The 19475-nt window shown below is 69.8% G+C and carries 20 protein-coding genes; 3 read left to right on the forward strand and 17 right to left on the reverse strand.

The annotated features are described in order from the left end of the window. Nucleotides 1-23: 23 nt before the first annotated feature. The 3 genes from EFB02_RS05140 to EFB02_RS05150 are packed head-to-tail and all read left to right on the forward strand — an operon-like array spanning nucleotide 24 to nucleotide 2280. The gene (locus tag EFB02_RS05140) at nucleotides 24-470 is read left to right on the forward strand and encodes a CopG family transcriptional regulator (protein ID WP_015540324.1); all 447 of its coding nucleotides are present in this window, start codon (nucleotides 24-26) and stop codon (nucleotides 468-470) included. Then, nucleotides 458-1729 carry a relaxase/mobilization nuclease domain-containing protein gene (locus tag EFB02_RS05145; RefSeq protein ID WP_122820470.1) on the forward strand — a complete coding sequence of 424 codons (1272 nt, stop codon included), beginning with the start codon at nucleotides 458-460 and terminating at the stop codon, nucleotides 1727-1729. The genes EFB02_RS05140 and EFB02_RS05145 overlap by 13 nt, the downstream gene beginning before the upstream one ends. Further along, nucleotides 1726-2280 carry a hypothetical protein gene (locus tag EFB02_RS05150; RefSeq protein ID WP_073293304.1) on the forward strand — a complete coding sequence of 185 codons (555 nt, stop codon included), beginning with the start codon at nucleotides 1726-1728 and terminating at the stop codon, nucleotides 2278-2280. Before EFB02_RS05145 ends, EFB02_RS05150 begins: the two co-directional genes overlap by 4 nt. A gap of 205 nt (nucleotides 2281-2485) precedes the next feature. Here the strand turns inward: EFB02_RS05150 and EFB02_RS05155 are convergent, their stop codons facing one another. From EFB02_RS05155 to EFB02_RS05240, 17 genes are all read right to left on the reverse strand, one after another. Continuing rightward, nucleotides 2486-3217, reverse strand: a complete 732-nt coding sequence (locus EFB02_RS05155; protein ID WP_073293306.1) for a class B sortase — start codon at nucleotides 3215-3217, stop codon at nucleotides 2486-2488. A 72-nt stretch (nucleotides 3218-3289) separates the two neighbouring features. Continuing rightward, nucleotides 3290-6019, reverse strand: coding sequence for a VaFE repeat-containing surface-anchored protein (locus EFB02_RS05160; protein ID WP_122820471.1), 2730 nt, complete (start codon nucleotides 6017-6019; stop codon nucleotides 3290-3292). Nucleotides 6020-6031: 12 nt separating this feature from the next. Beyond that, nucleotides 6032-6490, reverse strand: a complete 459-nt coding sequence (locus EFB02_RS05165) for a DNA gyrase (RefSeq protein WP_073293310.1) — start codon at nucleotides 6488-6490, stop codon at nucleotides 6032-6034. Between the two features lie 109 nt (nucleotides 6491-6599). Then, nucleotides 6600-7601, reverse strand: coding sequence for a VirB6/TrbL-like conjugal transfer protein, CD1112 family (locus EFB02_RS05170; protein ID WP_200831540.1), 1002 nt, complete (start codon nucleotides 7599-7601; stop codon nucleotides 6600-6602). A gap of 2 nt (nucleotides 7602-7603) precedes the next feature. Next, on the reverse strand, nucleotides 7604-8302 hold the full coding sequence (locus EFB02_RS08760; RefSeq protein ID WP_200831541.1) for a hypothetical protein: 699 nt from the start codon (nucleotides 8300-8302) through the stop codon (nucleotides 7604-7606). Between the two features lie 30 nt (nucleotides 8303-8332). Beyond that, complete coding sequence (locus tag EFB02_RS05180; RefSeq protein WP_200831542.1) at nucleotides 8333-9934, reverse strand: NlpC/P60 family protein; 1602 nt, start codon at nucleotides 9932-9934, stop codon at nucleotides 8333-8335. 2 nt (nucleotides 9935-9936) lie between these two features. Next, complete coding sequence (locus EFB02_RS05185) at nucleotides 9937-12414, reverse strand: VirB4-like conjugal transfer ATPase, CD1110 family (RefSeq protein WP_073293312.1); 2478 nt, start codon at nucleotides 12412-12414, stop codon at nucleotides 9937-9939. Further along, complete coding sequence (locus EFB02_RS05190; RefSeq protein ID WP_073293314.1) at nucleotides 12383-12808, reverse strand: PrgI family protein; 426 nt, start codon at nucleotides 12806-12808, stop codon at nucleotides 12383-12385. The genes EFB02_RS05185 and EFB02_RS05190 overlap by 32 nt, the downstream gene beginning before the upstream one ends. Nucleotides 12809-12820: 12 nt before the next feature. Beyond that, the gene (locus EFB02_RS05195; RefSeq protein WP_006234636.1) at nucleotides 12821-13036 is read right to left on the reverse strand and encodes a hypothetical protein; all 216 of its coding nucleotides are present in this window, start codon (nucleotides 13034-13036) and stop codon (nucleotides 12821-12823) included. 83 nt (nucleotides 13037-13119) lie between these two features. Then, nucleotides 13120-14937: a VirD4-like conjugal transfer protein, CD1115 family gene (locus EFB02_RS05200; protein ID WP_075279310.1), complete on the reverse strand. Its 1818-nt coding sequence runs from the start codon at nucleotides 14935-14937 to the stop codon at nucleotides 13120-13122. Beyond that, nucleotides 14934-15485 carry a hypothetical protein gene (locus tag EFB02_RS05205; RefSeq protein WP_075279311.1) on the reverse strand — a complete coding sequence of 184 codons (552 nt, stop codon included), beginning with the start codon at nucleotides 15483-15485 and terminating at the stop codon, nucleotides 14934-14936. Before EFB02_RS05205 ends, EFB02_RS05200 begins: the two co-directional genes overlap by 4 nt. Before the next feature lie 57 nt (nucleotides 15486-15542). After that, entirely contained in the window at nucleotides 15543-16076 is a 534-nt protein-coding gene (locus EFB02_RS05210; protein WP_006234633.1) for a hypothetical protein, read from the reverse strand. A gap of 201 nt (nucleotides 16077-16277) precedes the next feature. Beyond that, nucleotides 16278-17066: an ATP-binding protein gene (locus tag EFB02_RS05215; RefSeq protein WP_075279312.1), complete on the reverse strand. Its 789-nt coding sequence runs from the start codon at nucleotides 17064-17066 to the stop codon at nucleotides 16278-16280. Nucleotides 17067-17080: 14 nt separating this feature from the next. Next, nucleotides 17081-17596 (reverse strand): hypothetical protein, encoded by a 516-nt coding sequence (locus EFB02_RS05220; RefSeq protein WP_075279313.1) that lies wholly within the window; start codon nucleotides 17594-17596, stop codon nucleotides 17081-17083. Between the two features lie 5 nt (nucleotides 17597-17601). Further along, nucleotides 17602-17850: a helix-turn-helix transcriptional regulator gene (locus EFB02_RS05225; protein WP_071129839.1), complete on the reverse strand. Its 249-nt coding sequence runs from the start codon at nucleotides 17848-17850 to the stop codon at nucleotides 17602-17604. Nucleotides 17851-17928: 78 nt separating this feature from the next. After that, on the reverse strand, nucleotides 17929-18147 hold the full coding sequence (locus tag EFB02_RS05235) for a helix-turn-helix domain-containing protein (RefSeq protein WP_101677789.1): 219 nt from the start codon (nucleotides 18145-18147) through the stop codon (nucleotides 17929-17931). Between the two features lie 581 nt (nucleotides 18148-18728). Beyond that, nucleotides 18729-19475 (reverse strand): hypothetical protein, encoded by a 747-nt coding sequence (locus EFB02_RS05240; protein ID WP_101677790.1) that lies wholly within the window; start codon nucleotides 19473-19475, stop codon nucleotides 18729-18731.

Raw genomic sequence — 19475 nt, forward strand, 5'->3', positions numbered from 1 at the left:
GGGCCCGAGGAAAGGAATCCGCCATGGAAGAGGAAGCCGGCGCCGCCAAAGGCAAGGAGCGCCGCGTCACGTTCCGCATGGAGGGAGGCGACTACGACGCGCTCTGCGAGCGGTGCGAGCGTGCCGGCCTCAGCAAGTCGGAGTACCTGCGCTACCTCGTTCGCATACCGCTGTCGACGGAGGCCAACGCGGGAGACGAGCACCGCATACTCGTGGACCGCAGAGCCCTGTGGGCGATGTCGCGAGAGCTCACGAAGTGGGGCTACCACTACAACCAGGCCGTGCACGCGATGAACCTCATCAACTTCCACGCCCGCCACGGGCACGTCGACCGCGACCTCGTCGCGGATAGCATCCCGACGATCGAGCGCGAGCTCGCCGACGTGAACGCCGCGGCCCGAGAGATGGCGGCGGAGCTCGGTCGCATCGGCGCCGACTCGCTCGTGGAGGGCTCGCCATGCCGATCCTGAAGCCGATAAGCGGCCACGGCTCGACGGGCGGCATCCGCCGCTACCTCGAGAAGGGAGGCCGCGCCCTGGCGCGCGACCTGTTCAACCTGAGCTACGACGAGCGCGACGCCGGCGCGCTGGGGGAAGACGCCAAGGAGGCCTGCGCCTGGGACGCCGAGATGGACGCCACGCGCGCCGCGTTCGGCACGGACGCACCCTGGAGGGGCAAGCCCGCGCGCACGTTCAAGCACTTCGTGCTCTCGCCGGACCCCGGCGACGACATCGACCTGGCGACGCTGCGCGAGCTCGCGTGCTCGTGGGCGCTCAGGCACTTCGACGACCACGAGATCGCCATCGTCTACCACGACGACAACGCCCGCGGCATACCGCACGCGCACATCGTCGTGAACAACGCCAACCTCCGCACCGGCTACCGCATGCAGACCCAGCACCCCGAGGACCTCAACCGAGACCTGCAGGACATGGCGCGCGAGCGCGGGCTGTCGGGGCTCTCCAACGACCGGGCGCCCGAATCTCCGTCGAAGGCGCGCGGGCGGGCAGGTGCGGGCGGGCCCAGGAGCCGCAGGAGCGTCTACCTGGGCCGGGCCGAGAAGGAGATCATGCGCTCGGGCGGCTACTCGTGGGTCGGCGACATCCGCGCCCGCGTCGCGCTCGCCAAGACCGCGGCGCGCGACGAGGCGGAGTTCTTCGGCATCCTCGACGCCCTGGGCGTGCACGTCGCCGACAACTCGGCCAAGGCGCGGCGGGACGACTGGGTGTTCAGCCTGGCGGAGGAACCGTCCAAGAAGGTAACCGGCGAGCGCCTGGGGTTCGTCTACGGCAAGGAGATGCTGCGCCGGCGCTTCGAGCGCGAAGGCGCCTACCGCCCCACGGACGCGAGCGCCGCGCGGATCCGCGAGGCCGCCGAGCGAGCCCTCGAGCTCAACGACCTCTCGGAGCTGAGCAGGCTCTCCTCGGCGCTCGAGACGTGCGCGAAGTTCGACGTCGAGTCCATCGAGGAGTTCGGGCTCAGGATGGCGACGCTCGAGCGGCGCGGCCAGGCGGGCGGCGAGGGATACCGTCGCCTCGAGGCCGCCCGCGCCTACATGGCCGAGAACGGGCTCATGCCGCTCAAGACCCGCTACGGGGACGGTGAAGGGCGCGACGATGCCAGCGGCAATTCGCGCCAGTGCCACCGAGCGGACGAGCAACAGCGCATCCTCGCCGCCGAGCGGCAGCGGGCCCAGCAGGACCAGCGCAGGGAGAGGGGCCGGAGATGATGGTGAGGATAGAGTACGAGGGCGGCAGGACGACGCTGTTCGACACGCTCTCGTTCACGGAGGGGTCGCCGTTCTCCGGCGCGAACATGCTCACGGAGTTCGAGCTCGAGATGCGGGAGGAGCCCGAGAAGGGGCTCTGGCTCACGGCGAACTGGCACCAGGTGCGCGACGACTGGCGCGCCGACGCGCCCGCGGACGGGATACCGGCCGCGCGCAGGTCCCGTGGCTGGCGCTTCATGCTGGCCTCGGAGGCCGAGCTGGGGCGAGCCCGCCGCGTCCTGCTCGACGGCGACGAGGCGTTCGCCCGGGTGCGGGGCTTCCTGTGCGACGCGGCCGCGATCGGCGCCTGCTACCGCGAGCACGTGGGCCCTCCCTCAAAACCGCTGAAATCGCAGATAAGGGACCTGCAGCGCGCTCTGGGGAGGGCAGAGGTCCCGGGCGTGCCCGACGAGCTGGCGAGGCTGCTCGCGCAAGAGAAGGAGGAGGGCGCCGACGAGGGCGCCCGCAAGGTCAAGGAAGATTGGGGTGACGTCGATGAAGAGGCTTGGTAGGTTCCTCATGGCGGCGCTTAAGGTCACGCTGGGCTTTTTCGTCTGGCTGTTCCGTGCCGTGTTCAAGTGGGTGATGTGAGAAGAGGCGGGCAATTGCCCGCCTCTTTCCGTTGTGCGATTTCGATTTCCCACGGCTAGTCCCGGTCGTCGTCGCCGGCTGCGCAGCAGGCGTAGGCCGTGAGCGTGAGGAGCCCCATGAGGAGCCCTATTCCGAAGGGCGCGAATCCCATCCTTCCACCTCCTTCGCGTAGACGACGGTGCGCGAGTTGCTCGTCTGGTAGCTGCACGTCACGAAGGCCCAGGCCTGCGCGATGTCCGCCGGCTCTTCCAGGACGACCTCGCACCGGGACAATTTGTCCCCGAGGTAGGCGGCGAGCTCCGCCGCGTCGGCGAAGTCGGTCCGCTTGCCCTCCGAGCTCGCGTCGACCACGTCGGCCGCGAAGACCTTGAGCTCGATCGCCTTCTCGCGGGTGTAGACCCGGATGGTGCGGTGCCCCTCGGCGAAGTCGCGCGACGAGTACTGCGCGAGCGGCGCGAACATGGTGCCGTCGGACATGTGGTGCCCGTAGACGATGACGAGCGGGCTCTCGGCACCCTGCGCGCACCCGGCATCTATGTAGGGAGCGCCCCACGCGGATCTTTCGCCGCCGGCGTCGTGCGTGAGGTAGAAGTCGGGCGATTCGGGCCGGCCCTGGACGATCGGGTAGTCGACGGTCGTGCCCGGCACGCGCACCCAAGCGACGACGGAGGCGGGAAGGGCGTCCCAGTCGATGCCGCCTCCCGTCTCTTGAGCCTCCATTGTCGCGTCCTCTTCCGCAGTAGGCACCTCGTGCACCTCGTAAGGGTTCCTCTCGGACAGCGGCAGGACGGCGAGCGCCCCCATCGCCAGCAACGCCACGGCAATGGCGAGCGCCGTGGCGGCTTTCCCTTTGTTCATGTCCTCCCCCGTTCGCAGGGGAGGCCCCGGGCGAGCGCCCAGGGCCTCCGGTTCGGTATCGATGCGGCGCCGCTACTCTTCCGGCTCTTCGTCTGCCGCGTCCTTGCTTGCGCCGGCCGTCTTGCGCTTGCGGTACGCGAGCGCCCCGCCCGCACCCGCCGCAGCTGCCAGAGCGATGCCCGCGGCCACGGCGTAGCCGGTGCCGTCGGGGGCGTCGGCCCCGGTCTTGGCGTAGGGCTCCTCGGGGACCTCGGGCGTGCCGGGGTTGTCCACGACGACGCTCTGCTCGGCGGAGTCGATGTCCTCGTGGGCCGCCACGACGTTGCCGGCGGAGTCCAGGACCTTCTCGAAGACGACGAGCTCGTCTCCCTCGGCCAGGCCCTCGGTGTCGAACTCGAAGGTCACCTCGACGGTGCCGGAGGGTGCCTCGGGCTCGAAGGGCGTGCGCGCGGTCACCTCGTTGCCGTCCTTGTCGAGGAACGGCTCTCCGGTGCCCTTGTCCATGAGCGTGCCCACGGCGATGTAGGTCTCGCCGGGGACGAGGCCCTTGTAGGCCACCGTGTCGATGACCTTGGCCTTGCCGGCCTCGATGACCTGGTCGCCGTCGGGGGCGTCGGCCGCCTGCGTGCCCACCTCGACGGCGACGTGGACTGTCTGGCCCTCGTCGGAGAGGTCCGCGTGCGACGCCACCTCGGCCTCGTCCTTGCGTAGGCTCTCGAACGCGACCAGGTCGCGGCCGCCGAGCAGGCTCGCGTCGAAGGCGATCTCGACGTCCTGGCTGCCGGTCGAGAGCGCGGGGGCGAACTCGGCCTTGGCCTCCACGGGCACGCCCGAGGCGTCGGCCACGGGCTCGCCGGTCGCCTTGTCGACGAGGGTGGCCGAGAGCTCGTACTCCTCGCCGGCCTTCAGGCCCTCGTAGGCGACGGTGTCGACGACCTTGGCCTCGGCGTCGGCCGAGACGTCCTTGTCGCCGTCCGCCCCGTCCTTTGCCGTGGTGGAGATGCGCGGGCCCTCCTGGTCGTCGAGGCCCATCCACACGGCCTTCGCGACCGTCGAGTCGCGATCGACCCAGAAGCTCCTCGTGATGAGCTCGAGGCCCTCGTTGGCATCGCAGCGCAGCTCGGTCATGGTGTAGGCGCCGTACGGCAGGGCCGCCAGCGAGTCGTCGACCGGCGCCGAGGAGCCGTCCTCGCCGAGCGAGAACCAGATGCCGGCCTTCGGGTCCATTTCGGCGGGCTCGATCGGACCCTCATGGCCGAGCAGGGCGTCGTTGGCGTTGGTGTCCCTCGAGTGCCTGTTCCAGCTGCTCGCGGTCGACGCGTCGCCGTTGCGGTCCGTGACCAGCACGTGAGTCTCGCCGGTGGCCGCGTTCTCGATGGCGAACGGGACCATGAGGCCGGCGTTGTCGGACTCGCTCTTCTTGGAGAGCTCGAGGTCGTTGCGCACCACCTGGTCGCGGAACTCGAGCGCGGCGCCGTCCGCGGAGGCGCTCACGATCTCGCCGCCGGTGCGGACCTCGAAGGTGCGGGGCTCGCCGTCGGTCAGCAGGTAGCTCCCGTTCGTCGCCGTCTCCCGCACGTCGTAGGTCCCGTACGGCAGTGCGTCGGCCGCGGTCTGCGCGGTGTAGGCGCCGGCCTCGTCGTTCCATGCGGTGGTCAGCGTGGCCACGGCTTCGCCCGGCTCGCGCCATTCGCCGTCAACGAGGACCTTGTGCGCCGAGCGGTTCGTGACGGTGAACTCGATCCCGTCGAGGCCGGGGTGCTCGCCAGGCGCCTCCTTGTGGCCGCTGCCCGCGAGCGCCTCGGACGCCTGCAGCTCCTTGTCGGACTTGGTCACCTGCACGCCGCCGCGGAAGACCTCGTCGGTCACGGGGTCGCCCGTGAGGTCGCGCATCTCGTCGGCCTTCACGGTGAACGTGACGGAGGCGTCGCTGGCGTCGTAGCCCTCGGGCGCGCCGGACTCGACGATGCGGTAATTGCCCGCGGGGAGGGTGTCGGCGCCGGTCGCGGCGACGTGCGACCCGTCCTCGGGCGCGGTCTTTATCGTGGCGCATACCTCGCCGTCGGCGTAGTACTTGCCGCCGACCAGCACGTAGCGGCCGGTCTCGTTAACGACGGAGAAGCTCGCGCCGTCGAGCGAGGCGTCGCCCTGGGGCTCCGCGCCCGCCTCGGAGTCCGTTTTGGCGACCTTGACTCCGCCCGTGGACCAGCTGAAGCTCACGAGCGTCTGAGAGCCGCCGCCGGTCCTGACGCAGAATGCCTCGAACCCGGCGGATACCTTGCCGGCGCCCGCCTTCATCTTGGCGAAGGTCCCGCCGATCAGCTCGGATTTCGCCCAGGAGGCGAACTCGGCGCTCGTGCCGTGCGTGGCAGCCGACTCGGACCCAGAGTAGGCGTAGGCGATGAGCACGTGGCTCGCCGCGGCGTACTTCGCGTCGTCCCAGCCGCCGCCGTCGTACCAGCTGCCCGGGAACATCGACGCGTCGAAGCCGGGAGAGCCGAACGAGTACCAGATCGCCGCTGTCACGTCGCCGCTCGGCACGGGGCTCGTCGAGTAGGAGCCCGGCGCGGGCGTCGGGGACGAGGGCTCGGCGCAGTAGGCGATGTTCCCGTCGGCGCTCATCCACGTGGTGGCGAAGCCGCCGTAGGGGATCTTGCCGCCGATGGACACGTCTACCGTGCTCGGCGCGGCGTAGGCGGGCGAGGCCGCCACGGAGGCGAGCAGCGCCCCCGCCGCCAGGATGAGCGCCATGGCGCATCGGAGGAGCTTTTCCTGCAGGGTGCAGTCTTTCGCTGCGTTCATCTTTCCGCCTCCCTATCTCTCGACGCTTCGCTGTGCGCGGGGCGCCTCGTGCTCGGCGGCGCGGCTCGCCTGGCGGGCGTGCTCGGCGCGCTCCGCGAGGTAGCGCGAGCGCCCTGCGTCAACGGCCTCCTTGAGCTGCGCGGGCATGACCTTCACGGTGTCCTTGACCGCGCGGCCGTCCTCGTCGAGCTCGGGCTGGCCGTCCGGGCCCATCACCGTCTTCCTCAGCCACACCTCGCGGTTCGCGAGCAGCGGTATGTCCCGGAAGTCGGCCCCCTTGAAGCGGCTCTCGTTCACGAACATGGGGCTGAACTCGTAGCCTCCCACGTCCACGCCGTCGACGACGGTGCCCTTGGGAAGGGTCGCCGAGTTGAAGGTCCTGGTCTCGCCGGTCGCGCGGTCGGTGTACTCGATGCCCTCGCGCACGAAGCTCTTGTGCAGCGAGAGGTACACGTTCTTCCTCTCTTCCATGTCTTTCCTCCTTTTCGTTTTCAATCGGTCCTTGTCTTCATCCGCCGGGACGCGTGCCCCGGCGCGGTGCCCCTATCTCATGGCGACCGCCCCCTTCCTCGCTTTTCCGCTAGAAGCCGCTCACGATGTCGCGCGCCCAGGAGCCGCTCTTCACGAGGGCCAGGATGAGCAGCACGCACATGGCCAGGTACTGCAGCGCGTAGGTGAGCCCGTTTGCGACCGCGTCGGCCGGGGTGCCCGTCCCGGGGTTCGCCCCGGTGAGCCCGCCGAGCACGAGCGGGAACGATATGAGCAGCACGAGGATGATGACGCCGGCGATGCAGACCGCCCCGAAGCTCTTCAGGTAGCCAAGGCCTATCTGGCGCGTGGCGTCCATGCCGAGGAACGCCAGCGGGATCGGGGCGAACGCGGCCATGATGTAGAGCTGGAGCGCGCGGGCCCAGCAGACCACGAGGGCGACGACGTAGGCCGCCAGCACCACGACCCAGCTGATGAGGCTCACGACGAGCATGGCGATGAGCGACGGGATGTCGTCGTCGGTGGTGACGACGGACGCCTCGGGCAGGTCGAGCGCGCCTCCGGCGCCGAAGAGCGCCTCGACTCGGTCGATGGCGAGCCCGCAGACCTCGTAGATCGACGCCATCAGGTCGAAGCTGTTCTGTATGAGGAACAGGAACACGGCGAAGAACACGAGGAGGAAAACGACCTCCTTGACGCCGGGAAGGCTCTGGCTGCCGTCCATGCGCTGGGAGATCTCGATGAGCTTCAGGGTGAAGACCAGGCCGAGCACCCCGCACCCGATCGGCAGGATGGCAACCTGCCATACGCCCCGGGCGACGTCGTGCATGGTCAGGTCGCTCGAGCTCGTGAGCATGTGCGCGAAGTCGGCCGAGAGGATCCCGTTCGCGCCGATCGACCCGAGCACGCCCGTCTGAGCCTTGAACATCCAGTTGCAGCAGTCTCGCAGGAGGCCGCACAGCCAATCGTTGACGTCCCCGGCTATGTCGGCGTATGCCGGCTGCGCGGGGACGAGCAGGAGCGCGCAGAGGGCGAACGCCGCCGCGGCGGAGATGGCGAACGCCCTGCGGCGCTGCGCCTTGAGCGCCCGCACGGCTACATCGCCTCCAGCGAGCCGCCGCGCGAGACCACGGTGACCACCGTCGAGGCGGGGTCGTCGAGCGTGAAGGTCGTCGACGCGACGTTCCCGGCGTAGTCGAGCCACACCTCCTTGTCCCAGGTGGCTCCCGCCGCCTGCGGGGACACCTCCGCCGCCTTCCCGGCGACGGCCTCCTCGATGGCGGCGGCATCCGCGCCCAGCGCCTCGGAGAGGCGGTCGTCGGTGCCGGTCACGGAGAACGCTCCGTCTTGCGCCTTCTGGAGCGCGTAGGCCTGCGTCAGGAGGTCGCATGCCAGGGTGCGGGCGTCCCCGTCGCCCGAGACCTGGATGAGCGAGAGCCCTCCCGCCTTGTCGCCGGTTCCCTTGACCTCGATGGGCACGCTGAGCACGCCGCCGGCCTCGGAGGGCTCCTCGGCCGAGAAGAACCAGGCGCGCTCGGTGCCGCCCGCGCTCTCCACCATGGCGCCCTCGACGATCCGCAGCGTGGCTGTCGGGTCGTCGGCGCCCGTCCATGCGGTGTTCCAGAGCGCCTCGGCGCCCGAGGCGGCCTTCCCGGTTGCCGCGTCGGCGCCTGCAGCCGCGGGCTGCTCTTGCTCCTGGGGACTATCCTGCGCGCCTTCCTGCGGGGCGATGGCGCAGCGCGCCGCGCCCGCGCCGAGCGCCACGGTGAGCGCGCCTGCCGCGACGGCGGCCATGACCCTTGACTTTCCCTGCATTGGTTTCTCCTATCTCGCGGTGAGCGCGCAGCTGAAGCTGCCGATGCCGCTCGCTATGCGGCACACGTCGCCCGTTCGCGGCTCGTGTATGTACCTGTCGTCGCCGATGTAGATGGCCACGTGGCCCGAGCGGTAGAGGATGTCGCCGGGCTTCGCCTCCGAGAGCGGTATGCGCCTGAGCTCCTCGTACTGGGAACCCGTGTAGTGGCTTATGCGGATGCCCGCCTGCGCGTAGCAGTACTGCGTGAGCCCGCTGCAGTCGAGCGCCTTGCCGGGGGTCGAGCCTCCCCACACGTAGGGCACGCCGAGCTGGCTGTACGCCGCCTCGACGATCGCGTTCCCGTTCGCGGCCGGGTACTTCAGGTCCTCGACCGTCATGGAGTCGAGCCGGTAGAGGCCCCATTGCGCCATGATCGACTTCAGGGACTCGACGTAGGACGAGTCGGTCGCCCAGCCGGCGTCCTTGAGCCCCTCGGCCATCCTGTCCGAGTCGTGCCTCTCGATCGCCTCCCGGATGAGGGCGTTGCCCGAGTAGCGCTCCGCCTGCAGGAAGACCCTGCTGCGGAAGCGGATGCACTCGGCGTCGCCGGTGAAGCGGATGAAGCTCGCCGTGATCTGGGTGTGCTCGCCGGGCACGTACTCCTCGCTGGTGGCCCAGTTCGCCTTGCCGGCCACCTCGGGGCAGCCCGCGTAGCCCGACCACCACTTCATGCCGAAGAGGTTGTGGTCGCGCTCTGCGAGCTGGCTCATGCGGTCGCCCTGGCCGGACTCCTGGATGATCTGCGCGATGGTGCAGCCCGCCGGGTGCCCGTACTCCTCCTGGCACTCGAGCGCCGCCTCGACCATCTCGTAGGTGATGTAGGGCGGCAGCCCCTCGAGGCCCTGCTTGGAGGCCGCGTCGTCCCAGAAGCCGAACAGCGCGCTCAGCAGCTGCGCGACGGCGAGCGCGCAGGCGACGAAGGCCACGATGCCGGCCACCGCCCCGAGCAGGGCGGGCGCTGCGCCCGAGACCGCGCCCGCGATCGCGGAGGCGGCGCCCTTCGACCCCGCGGCTCGGGCCGCCTCGCCCGACGCCTGCGCGGCCGCCTGGGCCGCCTGGTGCTTGGCCGGGGCGGTCGCGCCGGCTGCCTCGGGGCCGCGCGCGCCTCCCTTTGGGGCGCCGAGCGCGGTTGCCGCCTTGCGGCTGCCTTGGGCTGCTTTCTTCGCCTTCCTCTGCCGCAGCCTTCCCGCGGCCTTCTTGGCCGCACGCCCCGCGTCGTACATGCCCGAGGCGCCCTCGAGCTCCTCCGAGTCGTCGAGCTGGGAGACGGCCTCCCGGGCGATCGCCAGCTTCGCCGCATCGACGCGCGAGCGCATCGCGGCCGCCGCGCGCCGGTCGCCGGCTGGTTGGGACAATTTGTCCCCGAGCCCGCCTTCCGGCGCGTCGGGCCTGGAAGGGCGCCCCTTCGCCGTTGCGGCGGGGCCTCCCGCCTCGTCGAGCGGGCCGGCGCCCTCCGAGACGTTTCCCAGGGCGTCGCGCTCGGTCTCCGCGACGTCGCCCGCGGTGAGCACGTCGCGGCGCTGCGCCCCGACCACCTCGAGCATCCCGCCGCCCTCGCTCGGGCCGGCCATTCCTATTCCTCCGCCTCTCGCGCCGCCCGGCGCATCTCGCGCTCGGCGACCTCTGCGGGCTTGGTGTTCCACAGGTCGTAGAGCGGGCCTTTCGGGAAGTCGTCGGTGATGGGCACGCGGATCCCGGCGCTGATGAGCAGGCCCTCGCCGGGCTTGACGGCGTCGCCGATGTAGCCGCGCTCCGTGGCGGAGAGCTGGAGCATCTCCGCCCATGCGTCGAGGTCGGCGGTGGACTGCTTGTGCAGCAGGAAGAACTCGGAGTTGAGCACCATGTCGCGGGCCTCGGCGTTGGCCAGCATGTGGCTCGTGTTCTGGCTGATGCCGGTGCAGATGAGGCCGAACTTGCGCCCCTCGCGCCACAGGCGGGCGAAGTACTCGACCACCGTCGGGTGCGCGAAGAGGCTCTGCACCTCGTCGATGTAGAGCCAGGTGTAGTTGGGGCGCGGCGGCGTTACCATCACGCGGTTGCGCACCATCTCGAGCGCCGTGATCATGCCGAACACGCGCATGTTCTGGCCGAGGCCGTGCATGTCGATGTTGGTGATGCGGTTGTCGAGCGCCACGTTGCTCTGGCCGTTGAAGAAGGAGAACGCGCCCTTCACGTAGCGCTCGTAGCGCAGCGCGATGTCGGCGGCCTCGGGCTCGGGCTGAGCGAGCAGCGCCGCGTGGAAGTCGCCGAGCGTGGGCAGGCGGCCGTCCCTCGCGCACTCCCGGTACGCCTCGCCGACGCAGCGGGCGATGATCGAGCGGTCGCGCTCCGGCAGGCCCTCGCGGCCCTCGGCCATGAGCGCGCTCGAGAGCGCGAGCACCGCGTCGGTCTTGTACGCGAGCTTGGCGGCGTCGGCGCGGTCCGCGACGTCGGCGGTGTCGAGGGGGTTGAGCACCGCCGAGCATCCCGGGGCGAGCTCGACGTTCGCGCCGCCGAGCGCGCCGACGAGGTTGCCGTACTCGCCGGCCGGGTCGAAGATCACGACCTCGTCCTCGGGGTGCGCGAGCACGGTGTTGGTTATCTCGCGCTTCACCGAGAAGCTCTTGCCCGATCCGGGCTTGCCGCACACGAAGCCCATGGGGCTCGCCAGGCGCTTGCGGTCGCACAGCACCAGGTTCCCGCTCTCCCTGGACTGCCCGTAGTAGCCTCCGCCCGCCTCGTCGAGGCTCTGGCTGGCGAAGGGCATCTGCATGGCCACCTGCCCCGTGGTGAGGTAGCGGCTCACGGTGACGTGGTTGTCCCCGAGCGGGAGCACCGAGTTGAGAGCCTGGCGCTGCCGGAAGTGGAGCGGCTCGAGGCCGATCGTGCAGCCCTGCGCGACGCTCGTCACCTGCTGGACGCGGCGGTCGAGCTCCTCGAGGCTGTCGGCCCAGGTGTAGACGAGGCCCGTGTAGACGAACAGGCGCTCGGACTTGTTGCGCAGGAAGTCGAGCAGCTCCTCGGCCTCCTCCTTCGAGAAGCGCAGCTCGGGCGGCAGGATCTGGTAGTCGTAGCCCTTCTTCACGGCGCTCATCTGCTCGTCGATGATCTCCTTGTCCATCCAGTCGATCTGGCGCTTCACGAGCGCGAGCGCCTCGCTCTGCGCGATGGGCTGCACGTGCAGCGTCACGTTGAGCGGCAGCGGCAGGTCGATGATGGAGGCGAGGTAGGTCTCCTCGATGACCGACCCGAAGCTGCGCACCGCGAGCACCGCGCCGTAGCGCCCGTCGCTGCGGAAGCAGTCGGACCTGCCCTCGGGCTTGAAGTCGAGCGTGGAGGGCATGACGAAGTCCTTCGTGCGCGCTCCCGACGTCGGGGACAATTTGTCCCAGGAGAACTCGAAGCGCGACCCCGGGCGCAGCTGCCCCTGCAAAAGCTCGAGCCTCTCGACGCCGTCGAGGGCGCGCGACGAGCAGCGTATGCGCGCGAGCGTCTGCTCCACGTCGCCCCGGATGCGCGCGAGCTTGGGCACCGCGGCGTCGACGTCGTCGGCGCCCACGGCGTAGGTCAGGTAGCGGTGGCGCACGAGGTTCGAGACGCCCTCGCGCATCTTGTCGTTGAGGATCCGGTTGTACTCTTCGGCGAGCCCGGCGGTGGCGCGCTCCCCGGGCTCGAAGAAGACCTTGCGGCCGACCTCGTCGGCGGGGATGGGCGCGTTCACTACCTGGAGCTGCACGTGGGAGTCCGCCGGGAAGTAGTTGAACAGCGAGCTCATCACGGTGAAGGCCGTCTCGCGCGCCTCCTTGCGCGCGGACTGGTAGCTGATGTCGGAGAACTCGACCGTCTGGCTGAACACCCCGGGCATCACCTGGGCGATGCCGTCCCTGTACATGGCGTCGTAGCCGACGTAGGCGGCCATCTCGCGCGAGCGGTCGCGCTCCCGGCGGCGCCTCTGCCGCTCGGCCTCCGCGCCCTTCGAGGCGTCCTTGCGCCCGCCCGTGCCGCCGAGGAGCAGCCCGAGGGTGCTCGGGCGCTTCGGCCTATTCTCCTTGTTGCTTCTTGCTCGGCTCATAGAGCTCGGCTCCTTTCTTCCTTGCCCTGCGCCTCGCGCGACGTCCCGGGCGGCCCGGGCGCGGCGAGCCCTCGGGGAGGCTCCCGGCGAGGCAGGGCTCGTACGCGAGCAGCTGCGGGGAGAGCTCGTGTGCCGCCAAAAGCGGCAGCAGCTCCTCGGCGCGCATGCCGAAGGGCCGCCAGAACCCGGCGAGCCAGAACGGCATGCTGCAGAGCATGATCGGGAAGGCCGCGTCCGCGACGTCGGCGTGCAGGCCCAGGTGGACGAAGGCCGCCGCCCCGACCGCGCTGCCGAAGCCGAGCGACACGCATGCGAGCGTGCGCAGGCTCATCTTCCCGACGATCTTCTCCTCGTACTCGCCGATGTCCTTCTGCACCGGTATCCGGAGCGCCATCCGCGACGCCCCCTATGCCGGCAGCCAGGACGTGTCCAGCTGCCCGAAGTAGACCGACGCGGCGATGATGATCGCGCCGCCGGCGATGGTGGAAATGGCGGTCGCGATCTGCGGGCCGCCCTGCTGCTCCCTGATGGCCAGGCCGAGCGAGACCGCTCCCCACACGACCAGGAAGCCGCCGAGGAAGGTCACGCAGCCCGACACGAGCTTGATGACGTTTGCGAGCATGCTGTTCTCCTTTGCTTTCGGTTGACGATGTTCCTTGCTGTTCCTCCCCCGCGGCGGGGGAGGCCCGCGTCGTCGCGGCCCCGTCACGAGGCGCCGTCCTTCCGCCTGCGGTACTCCGCGAAGTCAAACGGGCCGCGGCGCGCGGCCTCCTCGAGCAGGCTCGAGCGCGGGTGGCGCTCGAGCCGGTACTTCCGGTCCATGAGCGGCATGCACCCGTTCACGAGCACGAGCGCGTCCTCGCGCGGCATGCGCGCCACCTCGGCGGGCTGTATGAGGTCGCGCTCGGAGATGCCGCGGTTCACGGTCCGGGTCCAGCCGGCGCCCCGCGAGTCGCTCTGCGTCTCGCTCGCCACCGTCTGCTTGCCGGCCATCTTGCTGATCTCCTCGTTGGTCTCGTTCGCCTTGCCGCCCAGGTAGAGCAGCGTGTCGCAGGCGTTCACGATGGTCTCGGCGTTGTTGTCGCCGTAGGTCTCCTTCAGCTGCGAGAGCGACTGGACGATCATCGAGACGGCGATGTTCCTGCTGCGGGTGACGGCGATGGTCCGCTCGAAGTCTGGTATGCGCCCGATGTTGGCGAACTCGTCGAAGACGAAGTGCACCGTCGTGGGCAGCGAGCCGCCGTGCGCCTCGAGCGCCTCGGCGCAAAGCGCGCTCACGGCTGTGTCCATGAGCAGGGCGAACAGGAAGTCGAAGGTCGAGTCGGTGTCGCTCATAGACGCGAAGAGCGCGACCTTCGCGCCCTCGTCGCCCATGTGGGCGAGGTCGAGCTCGTCTTTGGAGGTGAGGTCGCGCACGGCGCGGATGGAAAGCGGCTTCAGGCGGACGTTGCAGCTCGAGAGCATCGACTTCATGGTGTCGCCGGCGGCCACGCGGAACTCGCGGTAGCTCGCGAGCGCGAAGTCGTCGGGGGGCGCGGGCTCGCGGACCTTGACCCACTCCCACGCGCCGTCCTCCTCGGCGAAGCCGCGCAGCGAACCGCCCTCCGCCGAGGCGCCGCCGCGCCTGACGTAGCGCTCGCCGGTCTCCAGCTCGCGGAACACCATGTCGAGCGGGCTCATGTAGCCCGGGTCGTCGCGGGCGTCGGCGAGCGAGAGCAGCGTGAGCAGCCCGTCGAGGTTCCGGTCGGCGGGCTCGCAGTGCATGACGAGGTAGGCCGTGAGCGCGGTGTAGACCAGGCGCTCGGCCTTCTCCCAGTAGGGGTCGCCCTTGTGGTCGGCCTCGCCCTCGGTGTTGGCGACGATGCCGCGGGCGAAGCGGATGACTCCCGCCTCGTCGCTTATGTAGGCTATGGGGTTGAAGCGCATGGAGCGCGTGAAGTCGATGGTGTCGAACGCGCGGATCTCGTAGCCGAGCTCCGCCAGCGCGCCGCCCATCTCGCGGATGAGCGTGCCCTTCGGGTCGGTCACGAAGAAGCTGGCGTTGGCCTGCAGGAGGTTCGGCTTGACGTAGTAGCGCGTCTTGCCGGTGCCGGGTCCTCCAACCACGAGCACGTTGTCGTTGGTGTCGGTGGAGAGGTCGAACCTGCGGCTCACGAGGCGGATGCGCGCGTTGTCGGTGAGGATGATGTTGTTGTCGGGGTCCTTGGGGTCGCCGAAGGGCGCGATGTCCTTGCGCGTGGCCCACCTGGAGCTACCGTGCTCCTCGCCGTCGCGCCGGGCCCCCTTGGTCCCCAGTGAGCGGGCCCAGGCGAAAAGTGCGCCGCACGCGCAGGCGGTCCCGGCGCACAGGGGAAGCGCCTCCGCGGAGAAGACGTGTCCCGCGCGGAGCGCTGCCGGGATCGCCGCCATGGCGGCCTCCGGGTCGAGGATCGGGTTCGCGCCCGACGCCGCTATTGCCGCGGCCGCTGCGTCTCCCATGGCGAACGCGGCTGCGGCCAGCGCGGCCGCCGCCTGCCACCTCATCTCTCGGGCCCCTCGATCTGGCGCGGGCCGCGGTCCCGGCCGATGTCCTGGCTGTGGGCCCTCGACGCCTCGCGCGCACGCTCCGCGCGCTCCGCCAGCCGCTCGGGCTCCTGGCGCCTCTCGGCGATCTCGGCTAGCCGCTCCCTCGCGCGGTCAGCGGCCTTGCCCGTCTCTTGCTCCAGCTGGCGGAAGGCCTCGTCGACCTCGGGGGCGTCCTCCACCTTGAAGAGCAGCCAGTCGCGGCCCTCGCCGGGGATGATGTGGTGCTCGACCGACGCGGCGCGCAGCTTGTCGGAGACGACCTCCTTGATCGTCGCGTACTCGGGAAGCCCAGAGAGCTCCTCGAGGCTGAGCTTCGCGTAGGTCGGCACGCCGTCGGCCGCGATGGCCTCGGCGCGCCCGCCGGCGATGGTCCCGCGGATTCCCGCGAGGCGCTCGGAGAGCTCCCTCGCGCTGCGCGCCATTGCCTCGGCGCCGGCCTCCTGGCCGATCCTCAGCATCCAGTCGAGCAGCTTGCCGCCCGCCTCGTCCCCGTAGTCGCTCGCCATCCCGCGCCTCCCTTCCAGTCGAGATGAAAAAGGGGCGCCTTCGCGCCCCGGTCGTCCCTATTCGGCCCCGACGGCCCTCTCGCGCGCCATTGGGGCGCGGGCTTCCTGCCCGGCGTGCGCGCGGCTCGCCTCGCGGGCGGACGCGGCGCGCTGCGCCAGCGGCTCGGGAGACTTCTCGTGCAGATGGGCCCACTCGCCGCTGCGGCACTGCTCCGGCGTCGCCTCGCACATGTCGCGCATGGCGCGCTCGAACCGCTCGGGCTCCTGGGCGATGGCGCCGAAGCTCCAGCTCTCGAAGCCGGTCCACGCGTCGCCGTCGCGCTTGAGCGTCCACCACTCGTCGCCGCCGTTCACCTGCTGGATGAACGCGAGGTCGCGGTAGCAGAACCCCTGGCGTATGGCCCAGTTGCCCGAGCCCAGCGCCTCGCGGAGCCTGTCGACGCTGTCCGTGCGGGAGAACTCGTAGGGGTACTCCTCGAGGAACGGGTCGTCCTGCCAGTCGAAGCCGCCGACCTTGAGCCAGCCGTTCTCCTGGCACTTCTCCACGAGCCCGTCGTGCTCGCGGCCGGTTATCCTCTCGAAGCCGTCCATGGGCCCTCCGCCTTTCGTTTGTTGCTTGGCGGGCGGCGTCCTCGCGATGGGGGCACGGTGCGAGTCGGAGCAGACGTGCGTGCTGGCGCGTCGGCGCCGCCCAAGACGTGTATAGCGATTTCAATTGCGTCGGAGGGCGGGGCCGCCCGCGATGGGTCGAGCTGGGTCGAGCCGTCCGCGCCTCCACGGGAAGCGCACAGGTCAGCCGCGCCGGCGCCTGTCCCTTCCGCCCAGGTAGACGGGCCTGCAGGTCTGGGAGATCCTGCTCGCGATGGCCTCTGCCGTGACGCGCTCGCCGCGCCTCGCGAGCCTGTCCGCCAGCGCGCCGGGCGCGTAGTTCGACGTGACGATGGTCGGGCGCATGTCCTCGTAGCGCGCATCGAGCACGCTGAACACGGTGCCGACGGACCATTCGGTCGCGTCCTCCTTGCCGAGGTCGTCGAGCACGAGGACGTCGCACTTGGCGTACCGCGCGACGGCGGCCTCGGTGCCGCCCTCGTCGAACGTCGCCTTCACGCGCTCGAGCATGCCCTTGGCGGTCGTGAAGGCGACCTCGTAGCCCGCCTCGGCGAACAGCCTGGCCATGGCGGAGGCGGCGTGCGTCTTGCCGGCACCGACGCCCCCGTGTATGTAGAGCCCGGCGCCACCGTTGCCCGCGAACGAGGCGATGTACTCGGCGAACTCGGGGCGGTCTGCCTCGGCGGCCCAGTAGCGCCTGGGGATGCCCGCGCGCGCGAGCACCTTCTCCCGGCGGGCCTCCTCCTCCTTGGCGGCGAGGTTGGCGCGCCTTCGCGCCTCGGCCTCCCGCTCGCTGACCGCGCCCTCGCACGGGCAGGGGGCGGCGGAGACCCAGGCGACCCTGCCTGCTAGCGCCGCGCCGAGCGGCTCGAGGGCGGCGCCGCAGTGCGGGCACGCCCTCGGCTCCGGCTCGTCGAAGGAGAGCCCGGCCGCACGGGCCTGCTCCAGGGTGATGAGTCCCGCTCGGTCCATCGGGCGCCCCTTCCTTATCTTCTGAAGTCCTTGTTGTCCCTTTTGCTTATTGGGTGGCATATCGTCAGGGGTTTCCCTGTCATCTCGTCAGGGGTTCGGGCTGCGAACCCTGACGGTTCGTCATCCTTGTTCGCGGTGAACCCTGTCATCTCGTCACCCTTTCGCGCCGGGAACCCTGACGAATCGTCAGGGGTTGCCAGCGCTCCGGGCGGCAGCCTCTCGCGCACGATGCGGTACCGCTTGGTTGCGTGCCCGCGCGCCGGGGCGTGCACGCCGCATTCCTCGATGAGGCCCTGCTCGAGCAGGTCGCGGATGGCGCGGTATGCGCTGCGCTCCTGCACGTTGAGGAACCGGGCCAGGCCGCCCTTGCTCTCGAAGTAGCCGCACCCGGCATCGCAGAAGCCGAAGATGCGCGCGTAGACGAGCAGGGGAAGGCCGGAGAGGCCCAGGTCCGCCATCATGAAGTGCCGTACCGTCGTGAACTCGCGCGGGGAGGGGCCGTCGCGCCCCCTCGGGCCTGCGGCCGCCATCGGCGCTAGCCCCTTCTGGGCGAGCCGACGACGCTGTTGCGCTCGACCCATGCGACGAGCTCGTCGTGCAGCACGATGCCGTCGCGCGTCTTGCCGCCGATGTAGCGGATTGGGAACGGGTCGTCGGGGTCTTTTGCGAGCCGGTACATGGCGTCGCGGCTGATGCGCAGCATCGCGCACGCCTCGTCGGCGCCGAATATCGCGTTGGTCGATGCGATGAGCCTCACCTGGCTCCTGCTAGTGCTCTTGGTCATGGTCGTCCTCGAGCTCCTTTCGTCTCGAGGCTCCCTCGCGTGCCCGGCCGCGGGCGGCTCCCGGGGCGGTCGCCGCCGTCATTTCCTGCCGCTCCTCGATTCGATGTAGGCGTCCACGGACGCCCTCGAAACCAGGAGCTTCCTTCCGAGCCTGTACGAGTCGATCTCTCCCGACCAGATGAGGTCGTACGCCTTGTTTCTGCTCGCCCTCATGTACTCCTGCATCTCGATCACCGTCATCCATTCGTCGCGGTCCTGGCTTCCCTCGGGCGCGGCGCATTCGGCTGCGCGTGCCATGGTTCCTCCAATCTTCCCGTGCGGCACCGCGCGGGCACGCCGCGCGACACCGTGTGCCTCTTCGTCTGCGCGACGATTGAACCGCCTGATGGCGATCTGCGCGCCCGACGGGAACGGAGACGGGTCGAGGTGGGTCGAGCTGGTCGGGCCTCCACGAAACGGCCATGAGCCACGTGCCTTAGCTCTCAGCTAAGTCCCTGAAAAGAAAAAGGCGCCCATGCGGGCGCCTGCCTAGGATCGAAGATTGTTCGGTTGTGGTCGGAATGCTCGTCTTCCGCGGTGCTGTCGTCCGGGGTCCGGCATCTGTCGTTCGCCTCTTCTGTCGTGTTTGATGTTGCGTGTTCTGCGAGCGACCTTGCGCGGGCCTGCCGGCCCGTTGCCCCAGGTGCACCCGGATAAATGGTACCCATCCGTTGGGACATGGCCTGTTGCGGTTGGCGATTCGGCTGAGCGGGAGCAGACGAACGGCGAAGGTATGCGCAAGGACGCCCCGTAAGGCTCGGTGGCCTTTGCGTTGCTTTTTTGGAACCCATCTGCAATACAAGAATTCCCTTGCTAGGCTGGGTTCTTCTCCGCCATTGCTAGATGGCGAATCCCCAAAGCCGGCGCGTCACGCCGCGAGCGGACCTTCTTATCGAGCGGAACAGAGAAAGAATGGGCTCGTAGCTCTTCTCGGAAGAGCCGCTTCTCGTCCCCCTAAGCAGGACGGCATCGTCAGTCCCGAGGATGTAGCTCCAGTAGAAACCGTCGTAGATCATCCACGGGCTTTCCCCGCGCTCGCCATAGTGGACGCCTTCGCCGATGGTGGCATAGGGCGCGAGCTTGGCCGCGGCAACCCTGAATCTGGCGGCGGGAAGGTCGCGTTTCCTGGAGACGTACTCGATTTCGCACCAACCCGTGACCAGATCGCAGCTCATGTCTATGTTGTCCTCGAGGGCAGGTCCCCACGTCCAGAACCGCGCCCACGTCGCCTTCTTGCCGACGCCTCCCGCAAGGGGCTCCTCACGGGAGACGGGCGCGGGGAGAAAGCCCACCTTGGGTTCGCCGTCGGCACCGTTGTACCATCGGGCGTAGGCGAAGCGGGTCCCGTAGAGCTTTGCGACCTGCTCGTCTTCGCGTGCCGCGAAAAGGCGCTCGAACGGTTCCGACTCCTCCTGCGGGATCAGATAGCCCCAAAGGTTGGGGCAGGCGATGTCCGTGTGGCCCTCCGGCCCGTATTCGGCCGGGTAGAACGTGCCGTCTGCCTGGTCCTGAAGCGTCTCGATTGCGTCGAGGATTGCGTCGTCTTCCCAAAACCAGCTGTCGCGCAGGCCCAGATACGCGCCCAT

The organism is Varibaculum vaginae (assembly GCF_900604285.1).
Taxonomy (GTDB): Bacteria; Actinomycetota; Actinomycetes; order Actinomycetales; family Actinomycetaceae; genus Varibaculum; species Varibaculum vaginae.